The following is a 15,639-nucleotide window of genomic DNA, read 5'->3' as shown; positions in this document are numbered from 1 at the left end:
AGAAATAGACGTCGCCTTTGGTAGCAAGAATCCCACTGACGTTAGTCAGCTTGCGGCTTTAGCCGTGGGAGTGTCAAGAGAACATTTACCTTCTATGAAAACAAAGACGCTTATTATATGCGGAAGATACGATGTGCAGTGCCCGATTCAGTATTCTATCGAGATGCATGAGGGCATACGTAATTCTATTTTTGTGACATTTGAAGAGAGTAACCATTATCCCTTTTTGGAAGAAGCTGATCAGTTTACTTCTACTACTCGAACATTTTATAAATTGTTACATCAGTACCGTTATTATTAAGAAAAGCTCACAGTCTCTATAAGACTATGAGCTTTTTTCAAAAGAAGTATTTCAACTAGTAACAATTAAAAGAAGAACACAAAAAGTCACTAAACCTAAATCAATGAATATCGACTTTTTATCTCCTTCTTTTATACTCATCATAAAACTAGAAATTATTTTAATTCCAAAAAAGACCATCATAAATAACCCACCGAAATGATCATTTGTAGGGTCTTCATCATAAAACATTTGTATTGCACCGATAATTAATAAAATAAGTATGATATTAGTTCCGATTTTTAAAGCCTTGTGTGATTTATTATCTTTTAATATATCCCCCAAAATGTTGCACGCCCTCTCAAACTATCTTGTGTGTTGGCACAGATGTTTTATCCCCTTTTACATTTTAACATAAATTACCTTATATATACTTTTACTTACAGCTATAGACATGCACGGCAATGATAATGTTCCCTCCATTGCAACGTGCTCATAACTTTGAAGAGATAGAAAAGATTTTGCTAGAAGGACATAAGTAAAAAGCTAATTTTTGCCTTCCTCCCCCGCTCTATGCTACATTTAACCCGTTATATCAATATGAATAGGGTGGGATTACATATGAACAAACCTAAAATTGGGATGATTGGACTTGGAAGTATCGCACAAAAAGCCTATCTTCCAACACTTACAAAAGAAACAGATTGGAATTTTGTAGGGGCTTTTACACCTAATGCAGAGAAAAGGAAACAAGTTTGCCAGCAATACCGCATACAAGACTTCCATTCTATTGAAACGTTAGCTTCAGAATGCAATGCAATCTTCGTTCATAGTTCAACTGCATCGCATTATGAAATCGTTTCTGAACTTCTGAAAAAAGGAATCGATGTTTATGTTGATAAGCCGCTAGCTGCTACAGTAGAACAAGCTGAGAAACTAGTTGAGTTGAGCGAAAAGTATAACCGAAAGTTAATGGTTGGATTTAATCGCCGCTTCGTTCCTATGTATGTTGCGGCAAAAGAGCAAGCTCATAATATTTCATGGATTCGAATTGAAAAGCATCGTACAAATAAAGTCGGGCCATATACGTACGACTTTACGATGTTAGATGATTACTTACATATTGTAGATACTGCTCGCTGGTTAGCTAACGATGAGCTTAACGTCGTTCATAATATGATGCAAATCAATGAAAAGAATGAACTTCTTTACGGACATCATACATATACAACTGCAAATGGAATGTTACTTTCTACCGCAATGCACCGCCATGCCGGTACAAATTTAGAACAAATTGAACTTGTCACAGCAGGAAAAATCATTCGCGTAAAAAACATGAACACATTTGAAGTTGAGCAAGAAAATACAGTTTCTCAAATTGGTTCCCCATCATGGGATACGACGTTAAAACAACGTGGTTTTGAAGATGCTGTTCATCATTTTATTGCATGTGTACAAGGAGATACAAAGCCTGTTGTAGATGGATTAGAAGGATTAAAAACGCAGCAAATGTTGCAATCTCTTCTGAATGATGTAAACAAAAATTAAAACGGATACATTTTTCAGAATTTACTTTCATTCCCATTTCCTCTTTATTTCTCACGCAAATTTCTATAGAATATGTTGATAGGAATTATAAATTTCATAATGAATCGTGGAAAGGATGGGATTAACACATGTGGAACGAGTTTAAAAAGTTCGCTTTCAAAGGGAATGTCGTTGATTTAGCTGTCGGGGTTGTAATCGGTGCGGCATTCGGTAAAATCGTTAGTTCTTTAGTAAAAGATATTATTACACCATTACTTGGTATGGTATTAGGTGGCGTTGACTTTACAAGTTTACACTTTGGATACGGTAAATCTGCTGTTATGTATGGTAACTTTATCCAAACAATTTTTGATTTCTTAATTATTGCAGCTTCTATCTTTATGTTTGTTAAAGTGTTCAACAAACTAACATCTAAAAAAGAAGAAGAAAAAGAGGAAGAAATTCCAGAACCAACAAAAGAAGAAGTTCTTCTTAGCGAAATTCGCGACTTATTAAAACAACAAAACTCTTCTAAAGATAGAGCATAATTGAACGGATAAAAAGGCATGTCCCATCGGGACATGCCTTTTCTATATGCTATAACGTTTCCGAATTCATATGAATAAATAAAATAATACCAGCAACCATAAGTACCATAATACTACTTGCAAATAGTGTAATACCGATAAACATTAAACTTGTGCTCATATCCACTGATACACTTTCAATAAAAATAGAAATTACATACGTGATAAGGGCAATTCCTGCAAGAATACTTCCTGGAACAAATCGCTTTAAACCATTTTGTTTTAACGTCATATATGCAAAAATAGCAGTCATACAAAGCGTAATTATCCAAAGAACGATCATCTCTTCTCCCCCCTCACAAGCCTTTTCTTTCTATTATACATGACATTGCCCTATAATAGTTAAATTTGCACTTATGTGACATATAACAAGGAATTATACAGTCATATAGAGAAGTCTCCCAAATAAGCTATAGAACTCGGGAGGATTTCAATTGGAAGATGATATTGTAGGATACTTTAAACAAGTAGAGCGATATGATTATATTACAATTGACTTAGACAAAAAGTTTTTTTATATCGAAATTGTACAACTAGAAACAAATAGAACTTTGCTAAAAATATCACTTAATTTAGAAAAAGATGAAACTATTATTGCTGGCAATGTGAAACAATATGACCCTTCTAGGTTAGAGAGTTTGATACAAAGCTTTAAACACACTGCACAAATATGCCTTGAACATCATTTACGAAGTCCTGAAGAACTTTTTGCATTTTGGAAAAAGAATTAATCTCCCTTTTTAAAAAAATGGTTATTTTTCCTATTAATTGATATAATTATCATATACAAATATTCTTTATAAGGGAGTGTTCATAATGATCTGGATTTCACTAATCGTATTAGCCTATTTCATCATTCTCGTCCCAATACAGTATAACTACATTAAAATACTCAAAGAAAAACAGAAGAAAATGAATATGTCACAAAACGAACTATATGACAACATGTCTTATGAAGAATCCCAAATACATTACCATTATCAAAGTAACGTATTTACAATACCTGCTTCGCTTGTCGCAAGTATTATTTATAAAGTGAAACATGCAGCATAATATGTACGCTGTAAAATTATTGTTTGAATCTGTTCATTCTGGTGAGCCTGATCCTCCAAAAATTGATAAGGATTATGAAAAAAAGGATTGTGATACACTTTTTGAAGAAAGTATTATTCTTGTTAAGGCACACAGCTTGGAAGAGGCCCATGCACTAGGTGAACAAATCGCTATACATTCTGAGCATACGTACGATAATATGTACGGTGAGCAAATAACGTGGACGTTTCGAAAAGTATTGCATGTGTTTGAATTAGACGATACACCATTTGAAACGGGAAAAGAATTATACGCAAGATTTTTACAAGTTAAGAAAAATGAAACAGTGGATACAGTCTTACAAAAATACTATCCTGAATACGAATAAAAGCTCACAGCAATCGCTGTGAGCTTTTTTATACTTACTTCGTTGAATCTCTAAATTGGATACGGTGAGGTAAGATAACAGTGTGATCTTCCACTTTTTCTTTGTTCATATACTTTGTTAATAGACGCATTGCTACTGCACCGATATCATACATCGGTTGTACAACTGTTGAAAGTTGTGGACGAACCATTAATGCAAGGCGTGTATTATCGAAACCAAGTACTTCTACATCAGTTGGTACATTTAATCCAGCATCTTGTGCTGCGTGAATTACACCTAGTGCCATTTCGTCAGAAGATACGAAGATCGCTGTTGGCTTTTCATCAAGGCCCCAAAGCTTTTCGAATGCTTCGATACCTGAATCATATGTGTAATCTCCATCGATTACAAGATTTTCATCATATGAAATACCTGCTTCTTCTAAAGCTTTTTTATAACCTTGTAACTTCTTCGCGCTTCCCGCTTTATCAATGAAAGGACCAGAGACGAAACCGATACGCTTATGTCCTTGTTCAATAAAGTGCTTCATTGCGTCGTAAGCCGCTTGTGTATAATCAATGTTTACTGATGGCGTTTCATTTTGCTCATCAAATGACGCTGCTAATACGATTGGTACTGGAGACTTTTTAAATTCTTCAACGTGAATATCTGTAATATCTTCACCCATGAAAACAATTCCGTCCACTTGTTTTCCAAGCATCGTATTTAATAAATGGAACTCTTTCTCTTTGTTTTGGTCAGAGTTACTTAAAATGATGTTATATTTGTACATTGTTGCGATATCTTCAATTCCACGAGCAAGTTCTGCATAAAACGTATTTGAGATATCAGGAATAATAACACCTACTGTAGTTGTCTTTTTACTTGCTAGTCCACGTGCTACCGCATTTGGGCGGTATCCTAAACGATCAATTGCTTCTAATACTTTCTTTCTTGTTGTAGGCTTTACATTTGGATTACCGTTCACAACGCGTGATACGGTAGCCATTGAAACGTTCGCTTCACGCGCTACATCATATATTGTTACGTTCATCTCATCGCACACTCCTTCTATTTTTGTTATCTATTTTTATGTATCGGTTACTTGAATGAAAAAAAGACATCAACTCTATTTGCAGATGCCACCAATCGTCCCGAGTTCTTCCTTTTACTAATGATACGATAAAAACGCAGGCTCATACAATATTTTCCCGCAAAAGTTTCGAAAAAATTCGCTTCTTTTCTCGTATTTTCGTATTTTTTATGAAAAAAAGGGCATTTTTTGTAAAAATATAGATGTTTCATAAGTAGAAACCTTATTTTAAGCAGTACGATAGTACATGAAATTTATATCAGCGATTTTTTAAATATATCGACCGCAACTCGAAATATATCAGCGATTTTCCAAATATATCGACCGCAACTTAAAATATATCAGCGATTTTCCAAATATATCGACTTACCAACAAAAATCGACAATGATAGGCATGTGACGCGCTGGACCTAGAATTACTCCACAATTGGCAATAGAAGATCACATCCCCCTGTAGAATACGTTACATCGACAATGCAAGGGGTAAATAGGTTTCTTTCTTTGAAATCAGTACAGCAGAAATATGAAGCATATTACGCGTCGCTCCGTCCCATCGTCCCCTTTCATTTACAGTAAAAAAAGACAGTTTAAACACTGTCTTTTTTTACAAGAAGGAAACAAACGGTTTATCGCTGTTTTTCTCTTTTATAACAATTGCCTCAATTTTATTCTCGGACTTTATCTGCAATTGTACTTTTGCATCTTTTGGTAATTGGTCTAACATACTTTGAGCGGCGAGTTGAGTAAGAGCCATTAATTCTGTTTTACCGTTATATTTAATAACAATATCCATATTTAATGTATCCATTTGATTTTTCTTATAAGAAACTTTAGCATTTACTGGGATAAAGTCTCCAGGAGAAAAACCTTTCATTGCCTCAGCAAATTTATTTATTTTTTCATTATCTTCTCCATGCACTTGTGTAAATTCGTCAGAAGGATATGAATACGCTTTTTCTTCAATCGCATTCCAATTTCCAAGGTTCGTATCATTCTTTTGAACGGTAGCACTAGCAATATACGTGCCATTTTTTAAAGAACTTGTACTTTCTTGCTTAAAGATAGCAAACGTAATTGGGGATTTATTATACTTGCCATTTTTATGAATAGCTTCTATAAGTTGTCCAGCCACTTCAGTTCCTTTAGAAAGCGCTTCTTCATTTGATACACTTGACGACATTGCTAACCCAATCACAACGCCAGATAAACTTAATTCATTTGAATTCTGCTTCCCGAAATAGTCTTGTTCTATAATATTTGTCAAAACGGGTGCTTCTACTTTTGCGACTAGTTCATCAACTAACTTCTCAGGAACATACTGATTTAATTGAAGCACATGGTTTTCTGTATCAAATTGCTCTTTTGCAATATTCATTAAACCATTTTCATACTCTGCTAAATCTAATTTAGAATTTGTTTTTACATTAGCTGTATTTATAACCTTTTGTTCTTTTAAAGGAATTACAGTTCTATAATAATCTTTAGAAACAGCAGTTCTCGGAATCATGCTTTTTTCTTTCGTATCTTTCTGTATAACTTCATCCTTCTTACTAATCGTATCATTACTACAAGCTCCTAGTAATAAACTTACGACTGCGAAAGATAATGCCATTTTCTTCATTACTTAAAACCTACTTTCAACAATCTAGTTATTTAGTTTGAACTATTAACAGTTTACCATTAAATATATTTCAACAAAAACAAAAAAAAGAAGCAAGCACCTTTCGCTTGCTTCTTTTTACTTAATATTCTCTTCTAAAACATCTTTTTTAATGTTCCAATGAGACGTATTCCATACTACCATCCCATCTTTTATGTATAACACTTGCGGAGATTCATGTTTCATGCTGTACTGTTCTGCAACACGATTCGAAACATCTCTCGCATCTTGTACGTATAAGTAATACGCTGGTACCGCTCTTTCTTCACTACAATAAGCTTGAAATTCTGTATAGGCACCATGACTAATCGGGCATGTCGTACTATGTTTAAAAAGAACATAAGGCTCGTTTTTTTCTATTAATACTTCGAGCTCTTCAATTGTTTCAAGTTTTGTCATATTCATTACGATTCACCTCTCATACGAAGTCTAGAGCGCTTCTCTTTCTTTTCAGCTTTTTTCTCAAGTCTTTCTAATTTACGCTCTTCTTTTTCAACCTTTTTCTCTTGTCTTGTCGCACGATAATGATTGTATACTTCAATTGCTGCACTACTCCACTGTACAACTTGCGCTACTTTATCTGCATTATTTTCAATTTCGTCCGTAACAGACTCTGATACATTACGAAGTTTCGTATTTAAGGAATGGATTGTCGTTCCAATTCCATCTACACCCGATACTACTTTATTTAATGATTGTGACTTCTGTTGAATGTCATCAGCTAACGCATTTGTTTTATGTAATAATTGCTCCGTCTCTACGCTAATTCCTTGCATTTGCTTTTCTAAACCTTCTAACGTGCTTGCAACGTTTTCTAACGTCTTCTGAACCAATAACAACGTTCTGCATACATACACTACTAATACAGCGAAAGCAACCGCGATAATAGCCGCACTTACATATAAAAGAACTTGCATTTCATCACTTCCTTTATCTTTTTCATACTTTCTCCTATTATACAATCATTTTCCGTTTCGTTCTAATCCCTATCTTTTCATTAGAATTTTCATACTTATTCGTTAACTTTAACATAAATGATTCAACAAATTCCACTAAGTAGGTTACAATAGGAGAGGATACATAATTAGTAGGGAGGCTTTACATATGAAAGATCCACGTATTGAAAAGTTAGCATACAATTTAATTAACTACTCTATTCGCTTACAAAAAGGCGAAAAAGTATTAATTGAAAACTTTGGCTTACAAAAAGAACTTGTAACTGCACTTGTAAAAGAAGCATATGCAGCTGGTGGTTTCCCATTCGTTTCTTTAAAAGATCATCAAGTAGATCGCTCTTTATTAATGGGTGCTACTGAAGAACATTTTGAACAAATCGCTGCATATGAAGCAAGCGTAATGAAAGATATGGACGCTTATATCGGTCTTCGCTCTGGCGATAACATTAACGAACAAGCTGACGTGCCAAGTGAAAGAATGCAAATTCATGGTCAAACAGTTGGTAAGAAAGTTCATAGAGACATTCGCGTTCCAAAAACACGCTGGGTTGTTCTTCGCTACCCAAATGCTTCTATGGCGCAGCTTGCTAAAATGAGCACAGAAGCTTTCGAAGACTTCTACTTCGAAGTTTGTAACTTAGACTACGGTAAAATGGATAAGGCGATGGATAGCCTTGTTACATTAATGAATAAAACAGATAAAGTGCGCCTAACTGGTCCTGGAACTGACTTAACATTCTCTATTAAAGACATTCCAGCAATTAAATGCTCAGGTCATTTAAACATTCCAGACGGTGAAGTATACTCTGCACCAGTTCGTGATTCTGTTAACGGTACAGTTTCTTACAACACGCCATCTCCTTACAACGGTTATACATTTGAAAATGTACAACTTAAGTTCGAGAACGGCCAAATCGTTGAAGCAACTGCAAACGATACAGAGCGCATTAACAAAATCTTCGATACAGACGAAGGCGCACGCTACGTTGGTGAGTTCGCAATCGGCGTAAACCCATACATCTTACATCCAATGGGAGACATCCTATTCGATGAAAAAATCGATGGCAGCTTCCACTTCACTCCTGGACAAGCTTACGACGATGCATGGAACGGCAATAACTCGAACATTCACTGGGATTTAGTGTGCATCCAACGTCCTGAATACGGCGGCGGCGAAATTTACTTCGACGACGTACTAATCCGTAAAGACGGACGATTCGTTGTACCTGAATTAGAAGCTTTAAACCCAGAGAACTTAAAATAATGAAAAACGCTCGGGATTTTTTCCGAGCGTTTTTTTAATACTTTAATAAGTCTTTCGCCACATCTTCTGGCACTTTAAAACTCATTTTCTTATTTTTCATTTCAACTTCAACATACGGGACATCTTTATATACTGTCATCGTACCAATTTCATGTAATTCCTTTTTATCTTTACTCGACTCCGATAATTTTGTTGTACCTTCTTGATACATTTTAAATGTTTTCCCTTGCGGAGTATCTAAAGGAGCCGACTGCATTTCCCACTTATTCATTTTCATGACTTCAAACAGCTTTTCAATTTCTTTCTTATCGGTAATTACTTTCTTTTCACTTGAATCAGTAAGTGATTCAATTTCAACTTTTTGTGCCTTTTCTAAGTTTAGATTCGTCTTTTCCTTCTTCGTACTACATCCTAGTAAAAGAAAAGATGCGGTTAGCAGAAATACAAATAACATAAGGACTTTTTTCATTTCTAATTCTCCTAACTATATAGAGCTACTTTTCTCGCCTTTCGTTTGCTGAAAATGAAAATAATATAAAAGCACCACTGCGATAGTACCTATTAATATTGGTACATATAAAGGCAGATCCCATTTCATATATCCCCTAGTGCAAATAACAATCACCAGCAATATTTCCAAACAAAACAAAGGTTTTACATATTTCATTTCTTACCTGTCATTTCTATTTTCACATGTGGGTTCTCTTTCTCGATAAGCGCCAAGAATTCAGTCATATGTTGCGGCATCGCCACCATATGTACTTTATACGCATTCGTCGTAATTTCTAGAGACTTCCCAACTTGACGAATGATTCTTATCTCTTTCAATACGATATCATCATTTAAAATACCGTACTTTAATACACCATTTTCTACTTTATGCTTTTTAATAAATACTTCCCAAACGAGTGGTACATTTACAAGGAAGCATAAACCCATTCCAATTAACGCTGTCATCCACTGCTCTTTATTTGTGACAATCATGACAAGTGGATACACAAACATAAAAGCTAACGTGAGACAAACGAAAATGACTACTGACTTACTTCTTTGAATCGGAAAATTCATATACGCACCCCCTAACCTAAATTATACCACTTTTTCCATTTTAGTAATAAAAAAAGGCCATTTCTACATGACCTTCTTAAACAATATATCTATAAAATTTCTTATCCACCTGCAACACTGGAAAACTTTTTGGCAACTCATCTATACTCACACTTTGAAAACCATTCTTTTCATAAAAGCGATGTGCTGCTAAAAATTTAACTGTCGTTCCTAAGTAAATATCTTTCAGCTTTTTATTCTCAGCCCACAAAATTGCTGTTTGGAGCAACTGATGTGATGCGCCCCACTCTTTTCCGCGAAATTCTTTTTTTACGAACATTTTTCTTAACGCTACTTGATGATTCCCAATATCTAATAAAGCTACTGTTCCAACTACTTTACCATCATAAATTGCTACCCAAAAGTTGCCATGATTCCTTTGATAAAATGTTTCTATTTCAAGCAGGTCCGGCTGCTCTTCTTTCGTAATGGGAACATTGTACTCTTTTTGCTGAATATGAACGATAAGATCTACTACTTCATCTTGAAACGTACTTTCATACGGAATAATGCGTATCTTCCCGTTCATCGAATCTCCTTCCACTCTGAAGCTAGTAAACTATATACTGCGACATCATGAAAATGATCGTATAACCATTCTTCATCTCTTAAAACACCATCTAACTTAAACCCTAAACGTTCTGGAATAGCGCGACTTTTCACATTTTCAATACCGCATCTAATTTCCATTTTATTCAATTTTAAATTCTCAAATGCATAGTGAAGTACAGCCTTCACGCTACGCGTCATAATACCTTTCCCACCAGCATCTTCTGCAAGATAATATCCGAGACTTGCCGCTTTCTTCCCCCAGCTCACTGGATGAATACCTACCATCCCAACGAGCTTTCCTTTATAACGTATGCCACTTTCAAAACCGTCTCCCTCTGCAAACTTCTTTAACCACATCGGACAAATCTCATTATAAGCATCAGCAGATTTCGTCCCATCTACCCAAGGAAGCCATCTTCTTAAATGGTTACGGTTTTGATCTATTAATTGATATAATTCCTCTTTATGATGCTTCTCTAATAATTGTAATTCGATTTCGTCGTCTACCCGGAGTGTGAACATGTTTTTTAGCTCCCCTTTTTATTTTTCTTATTATTCTAACACTTCTAAATAGAAAATGCCCATCTAATATATCAACGATTTTTAAAATATATCGACGATTCGACAACATTACTACACCCTACAACACAACAAAAAAAGACGCACAGCTAAGCTATGCGTCTTTTTTATTACTTCTCTGCAACTTGAACTTCTTTTACGTAAGCTGCTTCGAATTTTTGGATGTCTCCTGCTCCCATGAAAATGAGAACACCGTTTTTATGTTTCTTTAATACATCCGTTGTTGTATCTGTAATTAATTCTGCACCGTCAATACGCTTTTGCAGATCTTCGATTGTTAATTCACCTTTGTTTTCGCGCGCTGATCCGAAAATATCACATAAGTATACTTGGTCAGCTTTGCTTAGGCTTTCCGCGAACTCATCTAAGAACTTTTCTGTACGTGAGAATGTGTGTGGCTGGAATACAGCGACAATTTCACGCTCTGGATGTTTTTGACGAGCTGCTTCAATCGTTGCATTAATTTCTGTCGGATGGTGTGCGTAGTCATCAATAATAACTTGCTCTCCCATTGGCTTTTCATTAAAGCGACGTTTTACGCCTTCAAAAGTTGTTAGCTGATGCTTAACTGCTTCTACATCAACATTTTCATAATGGCAAAGCGCGATTACTGCTAATGCATTTAATACGCTGTGGTTGCCGTATCCTGTAATTTTGAATGTGTCATAGTACGTATTACGAACGAATACATCGAAAATAGTACCATCTGTTCTCTTTTGAATGTTACGTGCTTGGAAATCATTATCTTCTCCAAATCCATAGAAAATAACAGGTACTTTCGCTTGAATTTTTTGAAGTTCTTCATCATCTCCACATGCAATAATGCCTTTTTTCACTTGCAATGCCATCTCTTGGAATGCACTGAATACATCATTGATATCTGTGAAATAATCCGGATGATCAAAATCAATGTTTGTCATAATCGCATAGTCTGGATTGTAAGACAAGAAATGACGACGATACTCACAAGCTTCAAATACAAAATACTTACTATTTTCTACCCCATGCCCTGTTCCATCTCCAATAAGGTAAGATGTAGGGTGTGCACCTTGCATTACATGGGCTAACAAACCAGTTGTTGATGTTTTTCCATGTGCACCAGTTACAGCAACACTTGTGTATTGATTCATAAGGTCACCTAAGAAGTGATGGTAACGATGTACTGGGATATTTAATTCTTTTGCTGCTACGATTTCTTCATGCGTATCAGGAAATGCATTTCCTGCAATAATCACTTGTCCTTCTTTTACATTACTTTTATCAAAAGGAAGAATCGAGATACTACGCTTTTCCAACGCTGTTTGTGTAAAGAAACGCTTTTCATAATCAGACCCTTGAACAGTATGCTTCATGTCATGAAGAATTTGCGCTAATGAACTCATTCCTGTTCCTTTAATTCCTACAAAATGGTAAACTGTCATCTTAAAGAACCTCCAACATTTCGAACTAATACAACGGCCTATCTATAAGACAGTATATGAATCTTTTCTTATTTTGGTAATCATCATACATTTTTGATGTAGTGAAGTTATTCTTCCCTTCACTTATCAGGATAAACTCGTACGTACTTCTTTTTTATGTCCATAACAAATCCATTATAGCAAAAAAGAAGCCGCTATACTATGATAACAGAAAAACTGATAGGGTCAATCACCTATCAGTTTTTCTCTCTTTTACATATCTTCTCTTTTTTCTAATTGAACACGCTCTAAACGTGGGTTTGGACGATATTTACGACCAGCTTTCGCTTCTGGTTTTCCATTTAATTCTACATTATCACCAGTAAAGCCAATATTCATTTTTAATAAGCTACTTCCTACTCCGTATATATCAACAGGTACGTTTTGAGCTTCAAATTCACGAATACGCTTCTCATCAAATCCACCAGTTACAACGATGTCTACATGCTGGAATCCTTCTTCATCAAGTGCTTTACGAAGTGCGAATACGAGCGATGGGTTTACACCACGTGGATCAAATGTTCCAAGTACTTCTGGGTGGCGAATGAAGTATTGATCAATCATCGTGCGGGACGTATCTACACGTACACCTTTTAATGTTGATCCAAATTCACGCGCTACACGAAGTGCATCTGTAATAACATCATTGTTGTAATCAATTAATACAACTAATTCGTCTTCTGGGAATTTCTTATGATATGCTTTTGCTGCTTCCACAACATCACCATTAAACATTTGAATTAATGCGTGAGGCATCGTCCCCATACCACTTTTGCCCCACCATTCATTCATCGCATGCGTCGCTTGTGCGCTCATACCTCCGATGTATGCTGCATAACCGTCACCAGCTTGTTGTGTATAATGATCATCACGATCTCCCATGAAAATAACTGGTTTTTCTTTATCTACGCTACGCGCAGCTTGGACAACGTTATATACGTTTGTCGCAACCGATGTACGACGAGCTAAAATCCCATCAATGACACCTTCTAAAAATCCGAAATTTTCATAAGGACCATGAATTGTTAACACTGTTTCAAATGGACTAATTTTATCGCCATCTTTTAAAGAGTTAATTTCAAGTTCCTCAGGATTTTTAGCGAATGTTTGTAGCAATGCAATGACTTCATCTGTTCCGCAAAGAACTGCATTTTCCTTTTGGAAAAATTGCATCGTTACAACACTTTTCGGGCGAAATTCTTCGATGATTTCTCTAGTCTTTAAAAAGTAAACGGCAGAGAACCAACCTTCTCCAACGCGTTCGTCAAATTTAAATGTTTTATTTGTTAGTCTATTTATTTCACCTTTTAATTTTAATTCAATTTCTTTCATGTCGCTTTACTCCCTACTTTACTATCCAACATTTTCTCTTAGTATACAGCAAAACCGTTTACTATACATTTGTTTCCTGCATAGCGGCAAATTCATCCTCAGAAATAAGGACATCTCTTGGCTTCGTTCCTCTACCTTCAGAAATAATTCCTTGCGATTCCATCTCTTCAATGAGACGTGCCGCGCGATTATAACCGATGCGGAATTTTCGCTGTACAGAAGATGTGGACGCTCCCCCTTGTTCTACAACAAATTGACATGCATCAAGGAACAATTCGTCTTCCGACTCAGCCTGTTCTGTTTTCGCTAATAAATCCTCTTGCTTAAATAAGTAATTCGGTTTCATTTGCTTTTTCACATGATCAACTGTCTTTTCAATCTCATCATCCGATACATATACACCTTGTACACGAACTGGCTTAGATGTACCGTTCCCTAAGAATAACATATCACCACGGCCAAGTAATTTCTCCGCGCCCCCAATATCAATAATCGTACGCGAATCAACTTGAGATGATACAGTAAACGCAATACGCGTTGGAATGTTTGACTTAATTAAACCTGTAATAACATCTACAGATGGACGCTGCGTCGCTACTAATAAATGAATACCACAAGCACGTGCCTTTTGCGCAATACGACAAATTGCTTCCTCAACATCACCAGGTGCTACCATCATTAAGTCGGCTAACTCGTCAATGACAATAACGATATAAGGCAATGTCTCTCCCGGAATTTCTCGCTCACTTACAATCGTATTGTAACGAGTTAAATCACGAGCTCCTGCGTGCGCAAATAATTCATAACGGCGCTCCATTTCTTCAACTGCCCATTTTAATGCAGCTGTCGCTGCTTTTACATCCGTAATAACAGGTGCTACAAGATGTGGAACAGAATTGTATGGTGCAAGCTCAACCATCTTCGGATCGATTAACATTAACTTCACTTCATGCGGTTTCGCTTTATATAAAATGCTCGTTAAAATGGCGTTAATACACACACTTTTACCAGAACCTGTTGCACCCGCAATAAGTCCGTGTGGCATTTTTCGAATATCCGTTACAATTGGATCACCTGAAATATCAAGTCCAAGCGCAACTGTAAGCGGTGATTCGCTCTTTGTAAACACAGGACTTCTTAAAATTTCACGAAGAAATACTGGCTTGCTTTCTTTATTTGGAACTTCGATTCCAATCGCACTCTTCCCTGGAATCGGTGCTTCAATACGAATATCTTTTGCCGCTAAACTTAGCTTAATATCATCACTTAAGTTTGTAATTTTATTTACTTTCACACCTGGATCTGGCTGTACCTCAAAACGAGTTACTGCTGGACCTTGCGATACATTAATAACATGTGCGCCAACGTGGAAATTATTAAACGTTGTATCTAATAATTCTTTCTGTTCTTCCAACCATTCCGTATTATCTAACGCTGCTTGCTGCGGAATCGATAGCAATGTTAACGACGGAATCGTATACGTCGGTGGTGTTTGCAATACATTTCGCACATCATTCTCTCTTTGATTTACAACATATGCTTTCTCTTCTACTTCCGTACTTGAAATTGGCTTTTGTACTTGTTGAGATTCTACTACCACTTGCTGCACTGGGCGTTCTTCTACTTGTGGTTCTACTACTACTTGTTGCATTGGTTGTTCTTCTGTTTGTGGCTCTACTACTACTTGTTGCATTGGTTGTTCTTCCACTTGTGGTTCTACCACTACTTGCTGCATTGGTTGTTCTTCCACTTGTGGTTCTACTGCCACTTGCTGCATTGGTTGTTCTTCCACTTGTGGTTCTACTGCCACTTGCTGCATTGGTTGTTCTTCCACTTGTGGTTC

21 protein-coding genes are annotated in these 15,639 nt (G+C 36.1%); 7 read left to right on the top strand and 14 right to left on the bottom strand.

The annotated features are described in order from the left end of the window. Positions 1–301 (top strand): alpha/beta fold hydrolase (locus PDQ68_RS27500; protein WP_270694763.1); only part of this gene is annotated, 301 nt, incomplete at its 5' end. 51 nt (positions 302–352) lie between these two features. Here PDQ68_RS27500 and PDQ68_RS27495 read toward each other — a convergent pair. Then, entirely contained in the window at positions 353–625 is a 273-nt protein-coding gene (locus PDQ68_RS27495) for a hypothetical protein (RefSeq protein WP_061183826.1), read from the bottom strand. A 276-nt stretch (positions 626–901) separates the two neighbouring features. On the opposite strand from PDQ68_RS27495, the gene PDQ68_RS27490 reads away from it, so the two are divergent. Both PDQ68_RS27490 and mscL read left to right on the top strand, forming a co-directional pair. Beyond that, the gene (locus PDQ68_RS27490; RefSeq protein WP_061183825.1) at positions 902–1,828 is read left to right on the top strand and encodes a Gfo/Idh/MocA family protein; all 927 of its coding nucleotides are present in this window, start codon (positions 902–904) and stop codon (positions 1,826–1,828) included. A gap of 128 nt (positions 1,829–1,956) precedes the next feature. Beyond that, on the top strand, positions 1,957–2,355 hold the full coding sequence (mscL, locus tag PDQ68_RS27485; RefSeq protein ID WP_000267012.1) for a large conductance mechanosensitive channel protein MscL: 399 nt from the start codon (positions 1,957–1,959) through the stop codon (positions 2,353–2,355). A 49-nt stretch (positions 2,356–2,404) separates the two neighbouring features. Here the strand turns inward: mscL and PDQ68_RS27480 are convergent, their stop codons facing one another. Then, positions 2,405–2,677 (bottom strand): DUF3917 domain-containing protein, encoded by a 273-nt coding sequence (locus tag PDQ68_RS27480; RefSeq protein WP_000636591.1) that lies wholly within the window; start codon positions 2,675–2,677, stop codon positions 2,405–2,407. A gap of 151 nt (positions 2,678–2,828) precedes the next feature. Here PDQ68_RS27480 and dhp61 point away from each other — a divergent pair, with 151 nt between their 5' ends. The 3 genes from dhp61 to PDQ68_RS27465 all read left to right on the top strand — a co-directional run bounded on the left by dhp61 (position 2,829) and on the right by PDQ68_RS27465 (position 3,814). Further along, positions 2,829–3,125: a protein Dhp61 gene (gene dhp61, locus PDQ68_RS27475; RefSeq protein ID WP_061183824.1), complete on the top strand. Its 297-nt coding sequence runs from the start codon at positions 2,829–2,831 to the stop codon at positions 3,123–3,125. A gap of 85 nt (positions 3,126–3,210) precedes the next feature. Beyond that, positions 3,211–3,447 (top strand): DUF3949 domain-containing protein, encoded by a 237-nt coding sequence (locus PDQ68_RS27470; protein WP_000637879.1) that lies wholly within the window; start codon positions 3,211–3,213, stop codon positions 3,445–3,447. Position 3,448: 1 nt separating this feature from the next. Next, on the top strand, positions 3,449–3,814 hold the full coding sequence (locus PDQ68_RS27465; protein ID WP_061183852.1) for a DUF4288 domain-containing protein: 366 nt from the start codon (positions 3,449–3,451) through the stop codon (positions 3,812–3,814). A 34-nt stretch (positions 3,815–3,848) separates the two neighbouring features. On the opposite strand, the gene ccpA is transcribed toward PDQ68_RS27465, so the two are convergent. The 4 genes from ccpA to PDQ68_RS27445 form a co-directional block, all read right to left on the bottom strand. Then, positions 3,849–4,847: a catabolite control protein A gene (ccpA, locus tag PDQ68_RS27460; protein WP_001103311.1), complete on the bottom strand. Its 999-nt coding sequence runs from the start codon at positions 4,845–4,847 to the stop codon at positions 3,849–3,851. Positions 4,848–5,490: 643 nt separating this feature from the next. After that, complete coding sequence (locus PDQ68_RS27455; protein WP_061183823.1) at positions 5,491–6,507, bottom strand: CamS family sex pheromone protein; 1,017 nt, start codon at positions 6,505–6,507, stop codon at positions 5,491–5,493. 117 nt (positions 6,508–6,624) lie between these two features. Further along, positions 6,625–6,951 carry a bacillithiol system redox-active protein YtxJ gene (gene ytxJ, locus PDQ68_RS27450; RefSeq protein WP_001057460.1) on the bottom strand — a complete coding sequence of 109 codons (327 nt, stop codon included), beginning with the start codon at positions 6,949–6,951 and terminating at the stop codon, positions 6,625–6,627. Beyond that, the gene (locus tag PDQ68_RS27445) at positions 6,951–7,463 is read right to left on the bottom strand and encodes a DUF948 domain-containing protein (protein ID WP_080444181.1); all 513 of its coding nucleotides are present in this window, start codon (positions 7,461–7,463) and stop codon (positions 6,951–6,953) included. Before PDQ68_RS27445 ends, ytxJ begins: the two co-directional genes overlap by 1 nt. Before the next feature lie 187 nt (positions 7,464–7,650). On the opposite strand from PDQ68_RS27445, the gene PDQ68_RS27440 reads away from it, so the two are divergent. Further along, positions 7,651–8,766 carry an aminopeptidase gene (locus PDQ68_RS27440; protein ID WP_000654739.1) on the top strand — a complete coding sequence of 372 codons (1,116 nt, stop codon included), beginning with the start codon at positions 7,651–7,653 and terminating at the stop codon, positions 8,764–8,766. Between the two features lie 34 nt (positions 8,767–8,800). On the opposite strand, the gene PDQ68_RS27435 is transcribed toward PDQ68_RS27440, so the two are convergent. From PDQ68_RS27435 to PDQ68_RS27400, 8 genes are all read right to left on the bottom strand, one after another. Beyond that, a complete protein-coding gene (locus PDQ68_RS27435; RefSeq protein WP_061183821.1) occupies positions 8,801–9,235 on the bottom strand; it encodes a hypothetical protein in 435 nt (144 codons plus the stop codon). Positions 9,236–9,250: 15 nt separating this feature from the next. Beyond that, positions 9,251–9,433, bottom strand: coding sequence for a hypothetical protein (locus PDQ68_RS27430; RefSeq protein WP_061183820.1), 183 nt, complete (start codon positions 9,431–9,433; stop codon positions 9,251–9,253). Next, entirely contained in the window at positions 9,430–9,834 is a 405-nt protein-coding gene (locus PDQ68_RS27425; RefSeq protein ID WP_061183819.1) for a PH domain-containing protein, read from the bottom strand. Before PDQ68_RS27425 ends, PDQ68_RS27430 begins: the two co-directional genes overlap by 4 nt. Positions 9,835–9,910: 76 nt before the next feature. Then, positions 9,911–10,402: a GNAT family N-acetyltransferase gene (locus PDQ68_RS27420; RefSeq protein ID WP_061183818.1), complete on the bottom strand. Its 492-nt coding sequence runs from the start codon at positions 10,400–10,402 to the stop codon at positions 9,911–9,913. Then, a complete protein-coding gene (locus PDQ68_RS27415; RefSeq protein WP_061183817.1) occupies positions 10,399–10,947 on the bottom strand; it encodes a GNAT family N-acetyltransferase in 549 nt (182 codons plus the stop codon). The genes PDQ68_RS27420 and PDQ68_RS27415 overlap by 4 nt, the downstream gene beginning before the upstream one ends. 167 nt (positions 10,948–11,114) lie before the next feature. Next, positions 11,115–12,425 carry a UDP-N-acetylmuramate--L-alanine ligase gene (murC, locus tag PDQ68_RS27410; RefSeq protein WP_000219470.1) on the bottom strand — a complete coding sequence of 437 codons (1,311 nt, stop codon included), beginning with the start codon at positions 12,423–12,425 and terminating at the stop codon, positions 11,115–11,117. Positions 12,426–12,677: 252 nt separating this feature from the next. Beyond that, complete coding sequence (locus PDQ68_RS27405; protein WP_000658369.1) at positions 12,678–13,796, bottom strand: nicotinate phosphoribosyltransferase; 1,119 nt, start codon at positions 13,794–13,796, stop codon at positions 12,678–12,680. Between the two features lie 61 nt (positions 13,797–13,857). After that, a partial coding sequence (locus PDQ68_RS27400; RefSeq protein ID WP_270787136.1) for a DNA translocase FtsK occupies positions 13,858–15,639 on the bottom strand: 1,782 nt, incomplete at its 5' end.

This window comes from Bacillus cereus group sp. Bc010, from assembly GCF_027716745.1.
GTDB lineage: Bacteria > Bacillota > Bacilli > Bacillales > Bacillaceae_G > Bacillus_A > Bacillus_A pacificus.
Note: the sequence above shows the minus strand (reverse complement) of the source record. Positions and strands in the feature narration are given on the sequence as shown.